The following is a 16991-nucleotide window of genomic DNA, read 5'->3' as shown; positions in this document are numbered from 1 at the left end:
GTCAATTGAATGACTTACTCTCGCTCACCAATAAGCGCTTAATCAACAACAATAGCACTAACAATAATCATAAAATCACGTTGGGAATAAAAGCCATGTCAGATGTACGCGTAATAAAAAAATACCCCAATCGTAGGCTCTACGATACGGCCATTAGCAGCTACATAACGCTGAACGATGTGAAAGAATTAGTTCTAAGCTATACGCCATTCAAAGTCATTGATGCAAAATCTGGTGATGATTTAACTCGGGCTACATTACTGCAGATCATTTCTGAACAAGAAGACAAAGAAAGCCCAATTTTTACCTCTGAAATTTTGCAAAATGTGATTCGTTTCTATGGCGATTCAATGCAGGCAATGATGAGTCGATTTCTAGAACACTCCATGAAACTTTTTATGGAGCAACAAGCTGGTTTCAAAAGTCCGCTCAATACCTTTTTGGGTACTAACCCAATGACTATGATGCAAAACATTGCCGAGCAAAACTTGAATATGTGGAAGTCGATGCAAGAAAACTTCTACACCCGAGGCGGTCAAGTCAGCGAAGCAGGCGAAGACGAAAAGCCTGAAGAGAATGAGAAAAAAGACGCTTAAGTTTTGACAATGCTGAATTGCATTTAGGTTAATGTTTGGGTGCTGCGAGTAACATTAACGCGAAGGTTTTGGCGTCAGACTGAAAACGTTTGTTCGCCTTAACCACACTGCCAAAAAAACCACCCCTTTGGCACAGCGTCTGTTTTCTTAACAAATAGGTATGCAATACCTCCATCACCATAGTTTGGCCCTTCGCCATAATGGGTCCGCCCTTCCCAGCATTCTCCATCTTCGACGACCCAGGCGATGTTTTTCCGTGGTGGGTGAATAAAACTATGAGTACTATCTAGTTGACCGATAAACTCCCAATCACCCACTGGTGCCTCCGATGGGCTTTGTATCCATTCAGGGACGCTACCTAATTTTGTGCCTGTGGAAACGCTCTCAACGATATCATCGGAAAGTTCAAAATATAATTCTTCATCGAAGAAAGCCGGAGCGTTTGAATCAGAAATGCCATCGTCGTGCTCCAGCCAATCTACCACACGAACCTCATTCTCGATGAGAGTGTTCTCTCTCGGCGATTTAGATAGCGCGCCGACTAATTCTTCTTGCTCAAGGATAAAACAAGCATTAGCACCTGAACCACCTTCCCAAGTCGAGCACATACCAGGAAAATGATTACACTGAAAAATAAAAATCACTCGTCCTTCTTTTCCCAAATCGAGTCTATTGGAATCATGCTGAAATTGCGCAAGGAAGGTTTGAGGCTTTTTACACTCAGAACAAAAAGGCCAACGAGATTCTTCTAATCCCCAAGGCAAGCCACCAAACTTATCTTGGTAGGAATCCTGCGAATCGAGATCCTCATTCACTCGAATATCTGGAACAAAATACTTCAATGTTTTAATACTCCTTTTTGAGGCTAGCGCCCAAAGCAACGTCTAGTGTAGTCATTCGCGTGCATTTTCTGGTTAGGAAAGGTTCTCATAAGGTCTACGATTTTCCCGCCAACTAGACTCATCAACTTCACGAGTGCCGGCAAGAAGCTCTTGTGAGCGTTGAAGCCACAGCCTTACATATGGCGTATTTATGCTTTCCGCTTTTTCGAAAACTTCCTTAAACGACTCAACCTCATTTTCATTCGCTCGCTCAACTGCAATTCGCCAAATCCAATAGTAAAGAAGATCTAAAAAGAAGCTCTCTTTCGGACAATTTATATCACTTGCGAATTTAAGATAATCAATAAATTCCCCTTTCCATAAAAGAAACAACTCCCACTCTTGATGCGGCTCTACCTCATCAGAGTAAGCCCACTCCTTTATTTCTTCGACCGTGGGATTAGATGGATTCCTTACCATTGTTTTCCTAACTCCGCCTGTACCGGCCGTGTGAAAGAAGATCCAACGACCAAATGGAGCGACACTGGCTTAGTTTATTAAGCATTGAATTCCGCCCTTAATCGACTAAGCCTTTCACCAGCCTCTTCCTCGTTTTCATTATGATCCATAATATCTACGTAAAAGTTCGATTCCTTCCTTAAAGAATTGAACGCTCCATTCGCCTCAAGACTAAGAAGCACCTTTGTACACATACAAATAAACTCATTTACAAACGTGTCAACCTCTTCGTCTTCTATATTATCCGAAAATACGTACTGTTCAATTTCTCGCTCCACACTTCCCCATGCTTCGTTCCATTCAGGAAACTCTAAGTTAAACCCCTGATACTTCCAATCTCCAAAATTACGCTTGAGACTCCTTAGTTCAGCTTCACCGTAGTTATACCTCTCTATATAAGATGAGGATACTTCCTGAAAGGCCTGTTCCGTGTTTGCACACAACAACACATTTCCATACTCCACATTTAGATCGAATGAAAAAGCATAGAAAGTCTTATCAGGATGTGCCTCGGAAAACTTATTAATGCACATTTCAGATAATTCATATAGCAATTTACTAACTTTATCAAAATCAGGTGATTTCATACTTATTCCTTGTGCTTAACGCCAAGCTAAGTGGCGCAGCATTGCTGCGTCCTTGTTTGACCGATTGGTTATATCTTTACTCTTGTTCACTGAGGTATTTCGCAACGAACTCTTCAAGGGTATGTGCATAAGGATTACATTCCATTTTTTCATGATCAGATAACCCTACGGAAAACTTCTTTGCGTCTGAGGTAATCACGTAATAGTCACCGCAACCATTTCTCCCGATAATTAAATAGCGTTCAGGCCACGTTTCGCCAAAATAGCCGTTCTCTCTAACTTCTAGATTTTCGTCAATAACTTCTTCAGGATCATCAAGCAACCCAAAATCAGGGGCGTCGGAATTCAATAATTCGGATGGGTAGTTAGTAACCACTTTCACGTAGCACGCAGGAAAACTAAGTCCGGTTTCTTTTTCAATTCTCTTAATGTCATTCGATGTCATAGGTTTGCTCTTAAATATAGCGCCAAGCATTGCGGTGAGCCACGCAAGAAGCGGTTCGCAACAGCGCCGTGTTAAGGTTTTGCATGACGACTGGCCAGCAAAGGAACACCTTTAGTAACCCAAAACTCTGGACAAATAATACCACTAGACATGCCGTAGCTTTGAAATCTTTCGATGCCAATATTTTTCATGTTGCCAATTGGATGACCCGTAGATTTCTCGTATTCACTTTCTATCATGTTCCTAAGCTCATCAGCAGAAGAAGGCATATCAATATTCCTAAACCGCTCCTTCAGTTCTCTCCACAAAAATGGGTCACCTCTTAGCCCCCACTGTGTTGGTTCTTCTTCAAAAATCACTGATACTTTCATTTTCTCTTTTTGAACCATTGCGCTTGTTTAAATTGTGAGACTGCTTTATACCCAAATCGATTGTTAACTACTCCATTGTTGCTCATGGAGCCTATTCCAATAATCATTCGTCACACTTTCCTTGGGGCAGCCAAATTTTATTGACTTTCTATTCGAAATAAAACGACTCTTGATTTCATAATACTCCGGCCAGATCGTGAAGAACAAATGCAATGCTTCTACTTCAGTTCCAGCAACATGATGCAATATTCTCGACCAGTGCCACGCAGGGTTACAAATTTCATATTTTTCCTCTACCCAATTCATGAAACTAATATTATCAGGATTTGGATACTCAAAGTTCATACGTAGTGCTACTTCATAACCAGCAATAAAAGTAGCAAGCTCATAGATAGATTCAGCCCTAAGGTACATCCCAGGCCGCTTCTTTACAAACTTTAAGGCTTCATTAAGATCTGATTTCATAATACCCCCTCAAACATTAGCTCATCTACTGCTTCGACTGGTTTTGGTAGCTTTTCAGCTTATTGGATAAATCATTTGCTCGCTTTAAAGCATTGTCTACAGCAAATTTATTGTCGTACTCACCACCGACTCTCAGAACATCGTCGACTTCTTCTATTCCAATTTCAATCTCAGTTTCCAAAATGGCGAAAATTTTTTGAGTATTTTGAAGTGAATTCGATTCGTTGAAAAAAGAATACGCGACATCGATGCGGGCTTGCAATTCACTTAAAGCTCGCACTTCTCTTGTAAGTTTACACAGTTCATTAGTCGCATCAGCTAATTCTTGTGCTTTAGCCATCGACGATTCAGGAAGAAATGGCAGAAACCTACTTTGAACAAACATACCGAAAATAAAAGAAAATGCTAACCCGACAGATATTAAGAACTTATTCAAAGTAAAACCCTATTCATTACCATTGCGCCAGCCATAAGGGGCGGTTGAAAGTCGTCAAGTGAAGGGCCATCGACCCAGAATAACCTTGTTGGATTGGTTAGGTGTTTTTGCGCAAGACTTCAACAATTTCACGCAAATCGGATGGCCGGAATATCAACCCCAGTGGCACAGGAAAGCCTCCACTGTCTTTAATACCCCAAACGGCCCAATATCGGTAACCTCTTGATAGAACTTTGAAGCTTCCACTGAAGAACTACCCATATACACTTAACGTTTGAATTAACGGGTTTGAAAAAGCAACCCCGGGGCTGCGCTTTTTGAGCGTCCGGCAGGTTTGAAAAACCTGCGTAGTTAAACGCCTTGTTACGAGCTGTAATTAATAACTGTTTCATGGAATGACCTTAATGGTTTTGTTTCCATTTTCATTCGTAACAATAACGTCTGTTGTTTTAACGGAAAACAAGCGAATATACTTTGATTTACCGTCATATTCCCCAAATTCTTTTTCTATAGCGTTTGCTGCGATTATTAACCCTTGGCTTTTTCCATTTGCAATACCAAGTTTATATTTTTCATCCATTTGTAGATAGATGATTGGAATGTAAATGCTAGAAGCTAGCAGGATACCGAAGAACATGCCGATTGAGATTTTTTTCATTCTCAGACTCCTAACGCTTCACACTGAAGACAGCATATATTTTATACTGCCTCAGCTCTTTCTTGTTACGTGTTTGGCATACCATAGTTGAACTCTTTAATTAAACATCCGTTCTCATCGTCGACCCAAATGACATGAGGCAATTTCTTCGTCCTTAATATCAGGCTCAAAGACTCTAAAGCTTTAATCGTGAAATCTACACCTTTAAAGATTTCTCCACTTCCGAAGACAATTTCTCCATCCGAAGAGTCCATTGACCATTCGAAATCTGAGTCATCTTTCGCTCGAAGGACTACTTTACCATTGTGTCCTGAAGTATACGCATTCAAGCTTAGTCGACATTTGGACAGGTGAGCTTCGATACCACTTAGGCCATCAGGGGCTTTAATCTCCATCGAAAAATAGTTTGCCACAGAATTCCTTCTTTCACGTAACGCTTCAACCAGTAGTTCACCTGCTGCTTTGACTTGTTACATTATACTGATAAATTGGCTTTCCTAGGTCTTTAAAAGCTCCTCGCCCTAGGTATTCTAAATATTCGAGAACTTCAACATAGTATATCTCACCGTCTTCCCCTTTATTACCAATAAAAAAGTAATATTCTTCGACTTTCAAAGAGATTTGACTCAAACAACTAGTCTGCTCCCAATACAATACCTTCGAAGCTATATCTATACCCTTGTATACATCGAGGGTAGAGACTTCAAAAACAGGAAAAGTATATAACGCCTTGCCGTTGTAATCATAAACGGGCTTTTCAAATGAGTTATTTACTTTACCGAAGAAAACTATATCGTTTTGAGTGTATAACTCATTAAACGCAGCTCTTGAACTTTTAAACTCGAGTCGGGCGTCGCGAGTACTCATAACCGTGCAGCTAAATGCAGGTACAGCGACAAAAGAAAATACTAAAGCTATAAGTAAGTTATTCATCATTTAACACCTCAATAGCCGGCAGCTGGAACGAAGCGGAGTGTAAACTCTCCAGCGTCGAAGGCTCGAAGTTGATTGAATAGTCGATTGTGAAGTTGACTGAATTGTTATGCATTTTCTCGCTCGGACGCAATGGGGCCTTTAAGAACCATTACACCATGGTGGTTCTCACATATTAGCCATGATATTTCTTTGTTCGTTATGTAGTACTCAAAATATCTTGTTTCGGACAATACGCTAACAATAGCCTCTCCTGTGCCTTCAAGAACCCAATACTTACCATCTTCATCTGATGCGATAAACCAATACGTGTCTGAATGGCAAAGAAGCGAATTGAGTTCTTCAATGCCATCATCTGGTTGATAGCTCGCATACGGCTCTTCGATGGCCTCCCAAAGCCAGATTCTTTCGAGACTTTGTTTGCCATGAGATAGAAAGTTCTCGGCCAGCTTGTCCATTATCCACTGCCAATTATTCATGCGAAGAAACTCAATCCCCCGTATCTTTTCGGAGCTTATAATTTCATTGAGTTCATCGCGCAATGTATTCATATTGACACCTAACGTTAGAGGATGTTTCTTGACCACTTGTTACTTATTGACAATCACAAAGATCCTTTTGAAAAATAACGCCCCAAACTGCCCTGCTGAATGTTTTTCTATATGTTGAGCACACTTTTGACCCTCGTAAAACCCAACAACCACAAATGACCCGATGTAACCAAACACACGACTATAAAGGGAATATAGGTTATTTGGTACGGAGAACTATGCCGCTCTGGATAGAAGGAAGGATATGCCACATAAAACGCTGCGAAAAGACCAACTATCGCGGAGACACAAGCGACCAAAAATTTGAAGTTCGGAGCCATTATGTAAACACCATATAAACCAATGGTAGGAATTATCACTGCACTCCCATACTCATACCAAATTCGGAATTCATGCTCGAGCACTAGCGAAATAATACCTCCGATGAGAAATGCGCCAGCTAAAACAAAAGGTGTAATACACCATCTAAGATATACCACTTGAACTACCCTTTATCTGATAATTGCAAGATACGGACCTTCGATACATCACATCAAATTGAGACGCGCGTTTTTTCTGCATCGTTTTTCCGGTATCTTGTTAGCTATCATTCACTAATTACTTTGGCTACAAACTCAGTAAACGACTTCGCTATTGGTTGTGTAAAACTAGCATTGTATACATTTCCAGTGTCAGGACGAATATAGATAGTTCCATCTATGTCATTCGAAAAGATTTCAAGGAAACCGTAATGAAAATGCTCTTTGTCCCTATTTTGCTCGTAAATATCCAACTGCTCAATATCTGGATTTATTCCATACACTGGATCATCAAAAATCTCAGCATAATTTAATTCAATAAGATAAGCGGTAAAGTCTTTCCGGAGCTTAATATTAAGCTTTTCTTCCAAATCGGAGACTTTCTTTGGCGCTACCCCATGACCTAGCTCTTTAGAATGGTCCTTCAATAATTCGATGAGATTCATACTTTCCCTTATGTAACTAACGCCGCCATAACCGAACAAACAAATCGAAGGTTTGATTGTTCGACGACGTAGCGCTTAGTTCATAGCCTTGTTAAGCGCTTTCACAGAACAACCACCCCGAATAAGTTTTTCGCGCCTTATCTAGTACCGCCTGCTCTGAAAAACTAATTTCGGTATCAGTAATAGGCATACCCAAAAGCCATTTCACCATTTGACCGGTAGAAAGTTTAAACGTAAATGGCGATGGAACATAAGCCATGTGCCTATAAGTGCTTTTGGCATTAACTTTAACCACATCTTCGCAGACCAAAGGCCACTCATCACAAGTACGCTCAGTTAGCCAATAAATAGAGCTTGCTAGCGAATTAGGCAACCATTCGTTGGTGCCTGATACAGCGAACTCGAAGTTACCTTCTGGTAAAGATAGCCCCATATCAAAGGCACCAATCGTTGAGAAAAAATCACCTCCAAATTGGCCAATAGGAATCGGTCTATTTCCATTGTTATCTCGGTACGCAGTGACTGAAGGATTACCTTCAGTATTTTCCTTAAGAAAGTTTGCCAGCTCTTTATGGTGACTTGGTGGCATGTAATCTCCTTTTTGCGCTTAAGGCCAAGCAGAGTCGAATGCGACTTTATGCATTTCGTTCTCTTACAAATTGTTAAAGGTTGCTAAAGTCAAACGACTTATTTCCTAGATCAAATATTATATAACTTTTGGAGCCCACTAACTCTATTTTGAACTTATTGACTATGCGATTGACCGACTTAATTTTTGGGCCATTTCCAAAAGGATTTTCGGTAGTCATACCTTTGAAATCCCATGGGTATATAAAGTAAGAGTGTTTATTTACAATATCGAGTATTCGAACTCCCGTAATATTGCGACCGAGCTCACCTCCGTCTTTGACTTTATAAAGCAAAAAGGATTCTTCATAGGCTACAAAATCACCCGTATAAAGGCCTTTATCGATATACAAGATTTCTCGAGCAGTGGCAGGGTCTACACCTGACTTAAAACTGTTTTCATCTACAGCAAATACGCCGCTTGAGAAAATAAAGAATATAAAAGTTAGTATGCTTCTCACTTAGTACCTTTACGACTGTAAGCAGCGGAAAATAAACGCAGTCAGTGTTTAATTTTCCTGCTGACTTTGATGATTCATATTCTTTTGTAAGAATTGTTTGATTCCGAATGATTCTACATGACCTGATGGGTTACAAAAACCAACTTTAGCCTCATTATGCTCTAAAAAAGCTAGGTATTGTTCGCCAACCTCAAGCTCTACAGAACAACTGGTATTTATTTCACCAGCATTAATTTTAACGAGTTTCGAGGGACTACCTTTAAGTAAATTGACTATTTTCGCCTCTGCGTACCCTGTTACATGCTCTTCAAGTACTCGATGAGAATAGCTGTTAGTTTCTTCATTGTATTTAAAAAGCTCTCTACTTCCCTTCCCATTAGTAACGCTTACTACTTCAACAATAGCTACGCTTTGATGTATTTGAAAGGCCTTTTCAAGATCAAATGCTTCAGGCCAGCACGAACAGGATAGTGCTAGTTTCGATAAAAAAATTAAAACTATAGAGGTAAATGGTTTCATAATATTAACGCCTCAATGAGCCTCACCGCTAGGCATCGGCTTTATGGACTTATTAAGTCTTAAATCCCACATCTGGCTCAAAACTAATATAACTATCGCCATTTTGCTCGCATATAGGATTCCATTGCAAGCATTCACGAGTATCTAGAAAAATAGCGTTGTTCTTTTCCTTGCAAAAGCCTATTTGGGCTGGCTCCTTAGAACCACACAGCTTAAGCAGCAGTCTCAAAGCTCTATCAATGATCTGTTCACCAAGTTCGGATTCTGTTGCCAAATAGAGACTAGACTTAAAAGCTATATCTTCCGGGAATTCGCCTAGCACTCTGTATGGAGCTTCCCACTGCGCTAACAATGCAACCTCATGATTCGTAAGCTGTGGGAGTTTCACTTTCTTAGGCAAGCTTGGGATTAACTCCAATAGCTCGGCATATTGCTCGGAACTCAAATAGATACCACCTTCTTTTTTTACATAGTAAGGCGCTCCATACTCAGATAGTTCCCATTCACCTTCCTCCATATCCACAAAGCTAGGTATTAGGAATATAAACTCGCCACAATAACGCAACGAAAGCCAATTCCCCGGAGAGCAGCCCGCATATCCGCAATGTTCGCAAACTAAAAACTGAATTGATGCATCTTCGATTTCCAACAATTCAACCGCATTACAGAATAGATGCTTATCAAAGAAGATTTGGGTAACTTTCGAAGCATCTTGTCCTGAACTACTGAAATCAAGTTCAGCCTTCTTGGAGCTTATTTTATTTGGTGTCCACATATCACTTTTGACTTAACGTCGGTAAAAATGGCAAGCATTAGCGAGTCCAGCGCACGTGCATTTTGAGTGGGCGATGCTGCATTTTCTTGTTTGCACTTTATCAGTCATAAATTTTGGGCCAGTTTGCTAAAAAATCTTCTTTACTTTCAAATGCAGTAATCCAAGGCCTGTCAGGAGATGTTTCCTTGCTCCATGTGATGTGCACGGCGTAGAGCGGGTTCGGTGCTCCTTCAACCTCGAACAGAAAGTCATCTCGACCATCTTGCAGCGCTTGTTATGCGACATTAATCGATAACCTTAAATTCAAATATTTCGCCTTGAGCTAGGTCTTTTGTTTGATAGCCCAGGCTTCCTGAGTAACGAATTATTTCTAAAGTAGAAACTATTTTTAGGTTGGAGCCGCCATACTCACCACCAAGAGGGCCTGGAATTGTCATATGATACTTCATTCCATCAGGAAGCTCACCCAAGTTCTCTTTGGCTTCATTCACCATTTTTTCCATGAACCAATCTATGGAAAACTCTTCATCTTTTACCAGTTCGTTATATTCAGACGTATCATTTGCGATTACTTCACAATAGACATCTTCGGGGCATAGCCTCCAGAAACGTCCCTTAGCGTCCTTTAATATAAAATTTGCAAACTCATTCTCAGCGACCACTTCAACCGGAATTAGTCCTGTCCAGCCCCAAGATTTTTTGATCTCATCGAGTATTTTCATAGAGTCGTTTAACGTCCAATGCAGCTGCGCGCGTTAGCCAGTCCTACGTCGCAGGCGTATTGCTGCCTTGACTGGTTAAGCTCATTTATTGTGACCTTAATTTTTTAAGATGTTCTAAGTTAGATAAAATTACTTCATCGTTGCTGTCTATAGCTAACGCTTTCTTATAATAGCTCTCGGCTTTGTCATAGTCCTTTTTTGCCATGAACAAAGTCCCCATGTTGGCGTAACCATAAATTGATTCGGGGTAATATTGAATTAATGCATTTGATACTTTTACTAGCTGCTTATCACCAATATCGCTATTGAGCCTAAAAAATTTTGACGTTCTTGGTAGAACACTTTGAATCATAAAATCCTTTGGATTTCCTTGCATTGAGCTAATTCGCCCCCAAGTCCATTTGTTATCGATTTCTTTAGATGTTTTAAGTATGGTTACCAGCTGGTCGCCCGCCAATTCCCATTCTTCTATTCTCTCTGCGATAGTAACGATCCCCAAATGGATGTCGAGACGTTCTGGAAAGTCTTTTAATGCAGTTTGTGATCTTTTGATACCAGATATTATTAATTCTTTATCATATGTTGTCCGTTCACCTAAAAACCCTTCAGTTTTGCCTGTCTCTTGACTTTTTAGCGCAAAATCGCCTTCTTTAGGTTCGCCGCTTCCTATTAAAATTTCCGTACTTTCACCTTTTGAATATGAATAGTTTAAAAGTAAAATATAATACTCGGGCTCTTTAGAACCCTTATTTTTTTTAAGATAGGTTTCTATAGAATCGAAATTCTTATCTTGTATTTCAGAAATAAACTTATCAAATTCATTGTCTGATATTGAGAATGCACTCAATGAGAAAGCTAGCATTAGTAATAATGTAATGAATTTTTTCATTTCTATCCTTTAGATCTTAATGCCCAAAGCAGCGTCGAACATTAGCGTTGAACAGTACTCTAGTTGCGTTGTTGGCTTGCCTTGTTAAATGCATACGACTTTAACCCCTGATTTTGAACTTGTTGTGAAATTGCTTGCGAATTCGACTACTTCATTTACCGATTCGTTCGGGTGACTAGTAGTGATAATATAACTTACGTTCTCTCCATTACCGACTGCGATTTCATCCATTATTTCTCCCATAGTTCGCAGTCTTTTCCGACAGCACAAAACAATTCAAAATTTTGTTCTAAAAAGGACTCTAGAAGTTTATCGTGTTCATTGCTATATCCGTTCTCAGATATTAGTACGACTTTGTTCATTCGATTAACCATTTAATGCCTTTAGCAGCAGTAAATTGCAAAACCGAAGACGTAGCCATCAGTAGCATCTGACTTGAGGACTGAACGAACAAACCTTGAAGAGTAACGTTGATACTCATCTTGCTCGCTAGCGGACAATCTATTAAAAGTACCGATATCTACCATGATTCCTAATCTACCATGATTCCTATGGGCATTTAACACTTTAAGTTGCGGATTTTTAAAGCGAGCAGCATTTAAACAGGTCGAAGCCTTAATTTGTTATCTTTGACTTTATATACGAAATTATTTGATCACGTTGTTTTTTACTAAAAGCAAAATAATCAAACATCAATTCTTGTTCCGAATTTGAACTCAATATTACATGATTGCCTACAAATTTTGAAATAGTAAGCTTTGTAATATCATTCCAGTTAAGCTCTGATTTTTCGCCATATTTAGATACCGAAATAAACCGCTCATTTAAAGTCAGTTCGCAAGCTTGTAGCTTATTGGTTCCGGAATTAAATACCATTAGCCACAATGTAACGAATATCGGCACCAACAATAAAATAGTAACCATTTCCTTTGGTAGTGGCTGACCATTTAGTTTTAATACAATCGACAATACAATTGGCACAACAACGACCGGAATTATTGTTCGGTAGCTTGTAATTAGTCTATTTATAAAACCTTGCAGAGTTGACTGAGTAAATTTCATATTATCCATATTAAGTTAACGCCCAGTACAGCGGCTAGCAAAGCTGGCACGTAATTGCGCAGCAATTTGAGTGATCGATTTGACAGTCCGTTGCTGCTTATTAAGCATTTCTTGCTCCAGAAACTGGATAGCACCATTCGTTCTCTTTGCGGACTATGAAATACCACAATTCCGAACCATTTTTAGATGTTTTAACTGACGAGATATAGGTACACTCACCACTTGAGCTTGTATTTAGTACGACTTGCTCGATTACTTCATCTTCCATTCTTGACCCTTTTGAAACGACCTTCAACTCGAATGGTTCGTCGTTCCATGGCTCTCCGAGAGGCCGATATAGCTTAACCAGAATATGTAGTCTAGATTCTGAATCCAATTTACAACTAGTTTCAGGGCTTGGCATCCAGTTCGGTCTTAATCCTTCAGAGAACTCCTTCCTTACCTGAATTTTTGAGGGTTCATAGCCTTGGTCAGCTTCAATTTCACCAATGCAGCCCCAGCAATCACCACCACAATCGATCGATAATGGATCACTCTTAACGTCTAATTCTCTATTGCAAATGTGACAATGCGAATTCATAGGACCGATGCATAACAGTATTTTATATTCATTAGAGCGTAAATAATCCGTTCACTTTTCATTCCAAGTCAGACTGTTTGATTATATTAAACGCTCTCAATCTGAAATGTAAGTGGGTGTCCAGACTAATCCCCTTAAAGCGTCCATTTGTGCTCAACCATGTCGTAGTTTTATGGCGTAACGATTTCTTCCTTGATGCTTGGCATCGTAGAGTGCCTCGTCTGCTCGTTTCAAAGCAACTTCGATACTCTCATCATCTGAGTGAGCCAAAGTAACTCCCATACTGACCGTTATTACTTCATCGAGGCCATCGACATCTATCTTGGCACACTGACTTCGAATGCGATCGAACACTACATCTAAATCATCAACGTCGACTTGATTAAGAATTAACAACCACTCTTCTCCGCCGATCCGACCTAATGAATCGTGCTCACGAATCGCACAGCGAATTGCCACAGCAAATTCAATCAAGACTCGATCGCCAACATCGTGCCCATAACTGTCATTAATTCGCTTAAAGAAGTCGAGATCAAGCAAGCAAAACATTAGCTTTCCGTTTTCTCTGAAAAAACCATTCAGTTCTCTTTCTGCAATCGAAAAGATTTGGCGACGGTTTGGAACGCCGGTTAATTCATCCGTAAGGGCTAACTCTGCGTATTTTTGATGACTAATTTTCTCTCGTCGCCAAAAGATCAAAGCAGACATCAGTAACGTTGTTAAAATCAATGCGGCCAATATAAAAATGGTTTTTTGACTTTCTTGCTTCTCTAAGTTCAATTGCTGCAGTTCATTTCGTTGTTTTAATATTTCAAGCTCTTGTTGTTGTAATTTATCATTGAACTCATTTTGTAACTTTTTCATTTCTTTAATTCGATTAGACTTTATTAGCTCTTCAAACACATTGATGACTTTGTTGTAGTAATCAATGGCTTCTTGAAATCGGCCTTGGTCCGAATAATGGTCGGCAGCATGCCGCAATACAACTAACTTGTCTTTATCTTCTTTATCGCTTAATCGCGCCATTAATTGATTAATTAGAACATCGACTTCTTCGGTTTTACCTTGTTTTATTTGATTCTTGAGAAGATCAGACATGGTTGCGTTGATCAGACGCTGGTTCTTAATATTTTGAGCTAGGCTTAACGATTCCTTTAAATAAACCTCTGCAGTCTCATAATGTTGCCTCTCATACTCAAGCAAACCTAATTGCGATTTAGCGAAAGCCACTCCTTGAACAATATTAAATTTTTCAGCAATAGTTAATGACTTCTTTAAATACTCTTCGGCTTGATCGTATTTTTTAACCTTTATTGAAACATACCCTATATTGTAATAGGTAATTGATGCATTTTGCTCTTGTTCCTTTTCATCGATGTAGCTTAGACTTTTGAAAAAATAGTCTATTGCCGTTTCATGCTCTCCGGTTGCGTCATAGACCAACGCAATATTCGCAAGCGTCGTAGCTAAAAAACCCGGAGCTTCTTCTTGGTAAATTTCATAAGCGTCTAATAGCAGCTTTAATGCAGCTTCGTGCTCTTCATTGTAATAACTGGCTAGACCGAATTTAGATTTTGCTTGAGCCTCAAGAAATCGATTATCGAGCGTTTCAATCGTTACAAGGGCTTCTTTGAAAACCACTTTAGATTGTTCCCATTTATTCAGTTGAGACAAGGCTTCTGCTTCATCTAACTTAAACCGACTGGCATAGTCTTGTTTTTTATGGGCTTGCGCGAGTTCAAATCCTTGGCGTGAATTTTCTAAATATTGTTCGAGATAACCTAGTCGGTTAAAGGTATCCGACTTTATCACCATTATATCGAGCCGGGGCAATAAAGGAAGTTTTGGATCTTTTAATGCTTGATCGATTTCTTCAATCGTCTTTATTGGCTCCTTTGCCGACATCGCGCCAAATTTCTCAACGATAGGATGAACAGCATTTTCAGCAAATATGTTATTCACAAAAAGGATTAGAAGAAAATATAAGAATTTAAATTTAAATTTAAACAGATTGACCATATTTTATCTTTATTATGTGCCGAATGATGATTTTATCCCTACCCTAATTAACGCACGATTATCTATTTCCAGTTATTGTGCTTTGGTTGTCATCGGAAATGCTCTCGGAAACACTTCATGGACATACGCCCCGGAAATTACTCGATGAGTCTTTCAACAAACCGTTCATTATTTATACAACAGTATAGGCTATATCTTTGAGAAATTCGACTTTACGAAAGAGGGTCAGGGTATTCATTATTGACTTTATCTGGCCAGTCGCTGGGCAACCAAAAGACCGAGAATTCATCTTCATTATCCGCGTTGATACGCAATATGCATGGCCGTTTAGCAACACCTTGTTCCAGTAAATCGGATAGCTTGCTTGGGGTATTGTTAAAATCGCATAATCCGAGCCATTGGAACTTCTCCAAACGCACAACGGACAGTTGTTCTGTTGACTGACCTAAGCTCTGTAAGCCTTGTTCCAATTCCTCGCTGGTGGCCCAAACAGCGGTCGCACTCAGTGCCTTGAAGGAATTTCTCACTTGTGAATCTGGGGTGGAACCTGTGTCGGAGAGTTTCATTCGCTCACTCATTGATGAGAAAGAATGGAATAGTTGACCTCGTAATAAACTGCAGGCTTGCGCTTTTGGCAGGTTTCGCTCAGCCAGCCAATGCAGCATTGCTGGGTGGCTCGATAAGGCTAACTGATGATGTATCAGTCGATCTAATTTAAGATCGAGCCTATCTTTCACATTTGAACCCACCCAAAAGTCTTTACCCATCCATGGAATGTTCAAATAGAATTTACTGGCCATTTCTATATGCAGTAAAGAGTGGTTATTCTTATTTTGCACCAGCAGATCAAGTTCACCTAGTGTTACACCATCGACGATCACTTGTAGGTTTCGTTCGATCACTTGATAGTCAGGGTGCACAGAAAAAATGAAGTTGATAAAACATTCAAATAAATCACCTAAACGAAAAGTTTTTAGTTGCTCAATATCTTGATAAAGCTTATCTATCCATTTTTCTTGAGTGTTACGCTCAACTTCTCTTTTAAACGATTGCCAAAACTGTGCTCGATCATTGGCGTGAACAAAAAAGTTTTGTGGGATAGTCACAAGTTCCGGGGTCAAAACACACCAAGCCAACCGCTGCATTAACTGCTTGGGTGTCTCTTCAAGTAGCGGGTGGGTTGACGGGTATTTTAAAGTTGTCACCTTCTCTCTCACATAACGACCGATAATACTCGAGCAAGGGTATTGATGAGAGCTTGGCCAACCTCACTCATCAATACGATTAGCAATAATAATAAGCCGCAAATGATCGCCATGATTACTCGAAAGCGAAGTAGCCGAGACTGATCGTTGTTCTCGATTTTATTTGACTGTATCCACCAACGCCGCGCCAACCAAAGCAGCATCACTTCTCCTATCGCCGCTACCGCGAGTACTTCTTGACTGCCTTCCGGTAGGTTAATTGCAGCACCCACCAGCACTCCGGGTAATAAGTATAGAGGCGCCCAAAGCAAGCCTGAGCTAATATTAATAAACCAGAAATACCCCTGTCGCATGCCTGAAACACCTGCAACTACCGGTAACACCGCTCGAACAGGCCCAATAAATCGACCTATCACAAGGCTCATTGCACCGTATTGCGCAATAAACCGATCAGCTCGTTCGAGCCCTTTTTGATGCGACTCTATCCACCGCCATTGGCGAATTTTTTCGCGATAATGATACCCTAAATAATAACTTAAACCTTCCCCAAGAACGGCCCCAATCAACATCGCGAGTACAATAGGATAAAAACCCAGAACCTGGCTACCCACCAGTGCCCCAACGCCAACCAGCAGAAGCCACCCGGGCATCAACACTCCGATAAAAGCTAAAGACTCAAGAAAGGTAATGCCTAAAACAATAAAAAAGGCCCACTCAGGAGACTGCTCAATAAAGCGTAAAATGGACTGACTGTAACTCTCAAACAAAAGATTGGCCCTCACCACA

24 protein-coding genes are annotated in these 16991 nt (G+C 40.0%); 1 reads left to right on the top strand and 23 read right to left on the bottom strand.

Features of this window, described 5'->3' with window-relative positions:
- The first annotated feature begins 95 nt into the window (after window positions 1-95).
- Window positions 96-596 (top strand): polyhydroxyalkanoate synthesis repressor PhaR, encoded by a 501-nt coding sequence (gene phaR, locus Q9312_RS15350; RefSeq protein ID WP_309201741.1) that lies wholly within the window; start codon window positions 96-98, stop codon window positions 594-596.
- A gap of 98 nt (window positions 597-694) precedes the next feature.
- Here the strand turns inward: phaR and Q9312_RS15345 are convergent, their stop codons facing one another.
- From Q9312_RS15345 to Q9312_RS15235, 23 genes are all read right to left on the bottom strand, one after another.
- Window positions 695-1438 (bottom strand): hypothetical protein, encoded by a 744-nt coding sequence (locus Q9312_RS15345; protein ID WP_309201740.1) that lies wholly within the window; start codon window positions 1436-1438, stop codon window positions 695-697.
- 72 nt (window positions 1439-1510) lie between these two features.
- Window positions 1511-1897: a hypothetical protein gene (locus Q9312_RS15340; protein ID WP_309201739.1), complete on the bottom strand. Its 387-nt coding sequence runs from the start codon at window positions 1895-1897 to the stop codon at window positions 1511-1513.
- Window positions 1898-1974: 77 nt separating this feature from the next.
- Window positions 1975-2523 carry a DUF4303 domain-containing protein gene (locus tag Q9312_RS15335; RefSeq protein ID WP_309201738.1) on the bottom strand — a complete coding sequence of 183 codons (549 nt, stop codon included), beginning with the start codon at window positions 2521-2523 and terminating at the stop codon, window positions 1975-1977.
- Window positions 2524-2599: 76 nt separating this feature from the next.
- Window positions 2600-2968, bottom strand: coding sequence for an SMI1/KNR4 family protein (locus tag Q9312_RS15330; protein ID WP_309201737.1), 369 nt, complete (start codon window positions 2966-2968; stop codon window positions 2600-2602).
- A 71-nt stretch (window positions 2969-3039) separates the two neighbouring features.
- The gene (locus Q9312_RS15325) at window positions 3040-3339 is read right to left on the bottom strand and encodes a hypothetical protein (RefSeq protein WP_309201736.1); all 300 of its coding nucleotides are present in this window, start codon (window positions 3337-3339) and stop codon (window positions 3040-3042) included.
- A 63-nt stretch (window positions 3340-3402) separates the two neighbouring features.
- Complete coding sequence (locus Q9312_RS15320) at window positions 3403-3804, bottom strand: hypothetical protein (RefSeq protein ID WP_309201735.1); 402 nt, start codon at window positions 3802-3804, stop codon at window positions 3403-3405.
- 25 nt (window positions 3805-3829) lie between these two features.
- Window positions 3830-4240 carry a hypothetical protein gene (locus Q9312_RS15315; RefSeq protein ID WP_309201734.1) on the bottom strand — a complete coding sequence of 137 codons (411 nt, stop codon included), beginning with the start codon at window positions 4238-4240 and terminating at the stop codon, window positions 3830-3832.
- Window positions 4241-4628: 388 nt separating this feature from the next.
- Window positions 4629-4898, bottom strand: a complete 270-nt coding sequence (locus tag Q9312_RS15310) for a hypothetical protein (protein WP_309201733.1) — start codon at window positions 4896-4898, stop codon at window positions 4629-4631.
- A 65-nt stretch (window positions 4899-4963) separates the two neighbouring features.
- Window positions 4964-5311, bottom strand: coding sequence for a hypothetical protein (locus Q9312_RS15305; RefSeq protein WP_309201732.1), 348 nt, complete (start codon window positions 5309-5311; stop codon window positions 4964-4966).
- Window positions 5312-5348: 37 nt separating this feature from the next.
- Entirely contained in the window at window positions 5349-5834 is a 486-nt protein-coding gene (locus tag Q9312_RS15300) for a hypothetical protein (RefSeq protein WP_309201731.1), read from the bottom strand.
- A gap of 104 nt (window positions 5835-5938) precedes the next feature.
- Complete coding sequence (locus Q9312_RS15295; protein WP_309201730.1) at window positions 5939-6382, bottom strand: DUF6756 family protein; 444 nt, start codon at window positions 6380-6382, stop codon at window positions 5939-5941.
- Between the two features lie 586 nt (window positions 6383-6968).
- Window positions 6969-7346: an SMI1/KNR4 family protein gene (locus Q9312_RS15290; protein WP_309201729.1), complete on the bottom strand. Its 378-nt coding sequence runs from the start codon at window positions 7344-7346 to the stop codon at window positions 6969-6971.
- Between the two features lie 91 nt (window positions 7347-7437).
- Complete coding sequence (locus Q9312_RS15285) at window positions 7438-7935, bottom strand: hypothetical protein (protein WP_309201728.1); 498 nt, start codon at window positions 7933-7935, stop codon at window positions 7438-7440.
- A 73-nt stretch (window positions 7936-8008) separates the two neighbouring features.
- Window positions 8009-8434, bottom strand: coding sequence for a hypothetical protein (locus Q9312_RS15280; RefSeq protein ID WP_309201727.1), 426 nt, complete (start codon window positions 8432-8434; stop codon window positions 8009-8011).
- Window positions 8435-8482: 48 nt separating this feature from the next.
- Window positions 8483-8953 (bottom strand): hypothetical protein, encoded by a 471-nt coding sequence (locus tag Q9312_RS15275; RefSeq protein ID WP_309201726.1) that lies wholly within the window; start codon window positions 8951-8953, stop codon window positions 8483-8485.
- A gap of 52 nt (window positions 8954-9005) precedes the next feature.
- Window positions 9006-9728: a hypothetical protein gene (locus Q9312_RS15270; protein WP_309201725.1), complete on the bottom strand. Its 723-nt coding sequence runs from the start codon at window positions 9726-9728 to the stop codon at window positions 9006-9008.
- 284 nt (window positions 9729-10012) lie between these two features.
- The gene (locus Q9312_RS15265; RefSeq protein WP_309201724.1) at window positions 10013-10450 is read right to left on the bottom strand and encodes a T6SS immunity protein Tdi1 domain-containing protein; all 438 of its coding nucleotides are present in this window, start codon (window positions 10448-10450) and stop codon (window positions 10013-10015) included.
- An 85-nt stretch (window positions 10451-10535) separates the two neighbouring features.
- Window positions 10536-11339 (bottom strand): tetratricopeptide repeat protein, encoded by an 804-nt coding sequence (locus Q9312_RS15260; RefSeq protein ID WP_309201723.1) that lies wholly within the window; start codon window positions 11337-11339, stop codon window positions 10536-10538.
- Window positions 11340-11954: 615 nt separating this feature from the next.
- Complete coding sequence (locus Q9312_RS15255; RefSeq protein ID WP_309201722.1) at window positions 11955-12410, bottom strand: hypothetical protein; 456 nt, start codon at window positions 12408-12410, stop codon at window positions 11955-11957.
- Between the two features lie 91 nt (window positions 12411-12501).
- Window positions 12502-12981: a hypothetical protein gene (locus Q9312_RS15250; protein WP_309201721.1), complete on the bottom strand. Its 480-nt coding sequence runs from the start codon at window positions 12979-12981 to the stop codon at window positions 12502-12504.
- A 153-nt stretch (window positions 12982-13134) separates the two neighbouring features.
- The gene (locus tag Q9312_RS15245) at window positions 13135-14943 is read right to left on the bottom strand and encodes a diguanylate cyclase (protein WP_309201720.1); all 1809 of its coding nucleotides are present in this window, start codon (window positions 14941-14943) and stop codon (window positions 13135-13137) included.
- 269 nt (window positions 14944-15212) lie between these two features.
- The gene (locus Q9312_RS15240) at window positions 15213-16205 is read right to left on the bottom strand and encodes a DUF1853 family protein (protein ID WP_309201719.1); all 993 of its coding nucleotides are present in this window, start codon (window positions 16203-16205) and stop codon (window positions 15213-15215) included.
- An 8-nt stretch (window positions 16206-16213) separates the two neighbouring features.
- Window positions 16214-16972, bottom strand: a complete 759-nt coding sequence (locus Q9312_RS15235; RefSeq protein ID WP_309201718.1) for a DedA family protein — start codon at window positions 16970-16972, stop codon at window positions 16214-16216.
- Window positions 16973-16991: the final 19 nt, after the last annotated feature.

It is taken from the genome of Pleionea litopenaei (assembly GCF_031198435.1).
Taxonomy (GTDB): Bacteria; Pseudomonadota; Gammaproteobacteria; order Enterobacterales; family Kangiellaceae; genus Pleionea; species Pleionea litopenaei.
The sequence above is the reverse complement of the archived record's forward strand: the minus strand, read 5'-3'. Positions and strand labels throughout refer to the sequence as shown.

Excerpts from the sequence above, each read along its gene's own strand:
- Q9312_RS15340 (WP_309201739.1), bottom strand. The coding sequence starts at position 1,897 with ATGGTAAGGAATCCATCTAATCCCACGGTCGAAGAAATAAAGGAGTGG.
- Q9312_RS15285 (WP_309201728.1), bottom strand. The coding sequence starts at position 7,935 with ATGCCACCAAGTCACCATAAAGAGCTGGCAAACTTTCTTAAGGAAAAT.
- Q9312_RS15330 (WP_309201737.1), bottom strand. The coding sequence starts at position 2,968 with ATGACATCGAATGACATTAAGAGAATTGAAAAAGAAACCGGACTTAGT.
- Q9312_RS15275 (WP_309201726.1), bottom strand. The coding sequence starts at position 8,953 with ATGAAACCATTTACCTCTATAGTTTTAATTTTTTTATCGAAACTAGCA.
- Q9312_RS15295 (WP_309201730.1), bottom strand. The coding sequence starts at position 6,382 with ATGAATACATTGCGCGATGAACTCAATGAAATTATAAGCTCCGAAAAG.
- Q9312_RS15270 (WP_309201725.1), bottom strand. The coding sequence starts at position 9,728 with ATGTGGACACCAAATAAAATAAGCTCCAAGAAGGCTGAACTTGATTTC.
- Q9312_RS15320 (WP_309201735.1), bottom strand. The coding sequence starts at position 3,804 with ATGAAATCAGATCTTAATGAAGCCTTAAAGTTTGTAAAGAAGCGGCCT.
- Q9312_RS15255 (WP_309201722.1), bottom strand. The coding sequence starts at position 12,410 with ATGGATAATATGAAATTTACTCAGTCAACTCTGCAAGGTTTTATAAAT.
- Q9312_RS15335 (WP_309201738.1), bottom strand. The coding sequence starts at position 2,523 with ATGAAATCACCTGATTTTGATAAAGTTAGTAAATTGCTATATGAATTA.
- Q9312_RS15310 (WP_309201733.1), bottom strand. The coding sequence starts at position 4,898 with ATGAAAAAAATCTCAATCGGCATGTTCTTCGGTATCCTGCTAGCTTCT.
- Q9312_RS15250 (WP_309201721.1), bottom strand. The coding sequence starts at position 12,981 with ATGAATTCGCATTGTCACATTTGCAATAGAGAATTAGACGTTAAGAGT.
- Q9312_RS15260 (WP_309201723.1), bottom strand. The coding sequence starts at position 11,339 with ATGAAAAAATTCATTACATTATTACTAATGCTAGCTTTCTCATTGAGT.
- Q9312_RS15265 (WP_309201724.1), bottom strand. The coding sequence starts at position 10,450 with ATGAAAATACTCGATGAGATCAAAAAATCTTGGGGCTGGACAGGACTA.
- Q9312_RS15290 (WP_309201729.1), bottom strand. The coding sequence starts at position 7,346 with ATGAATCTCATCGAATTATTGAAGGACCATTCTAAAGAGCTAGGTCAT.
- Q9312_RS15300 (WP_309201731.1), bottom strand. The coding sequence starts at position 5,834 with ATGATGAATAACTTACTTATAGCTTTAGTATTTTCTTTTGTCGCTGTA.
- phaR (WP_309201741.1), top strand. The coding sequence starts at position 96 with ATGTCAGATGTACGCGTAATAAAAAAATACCCCAATCGTAGGCTCTAC.
- Q9312_RS15325 (WP_309201736.1), bottom strand. The coding sequence starts at position 3,339 with ATGAAAGTATCAGTGATTTTTGAAGAAGAACCAACACAGTGGGGGCTA.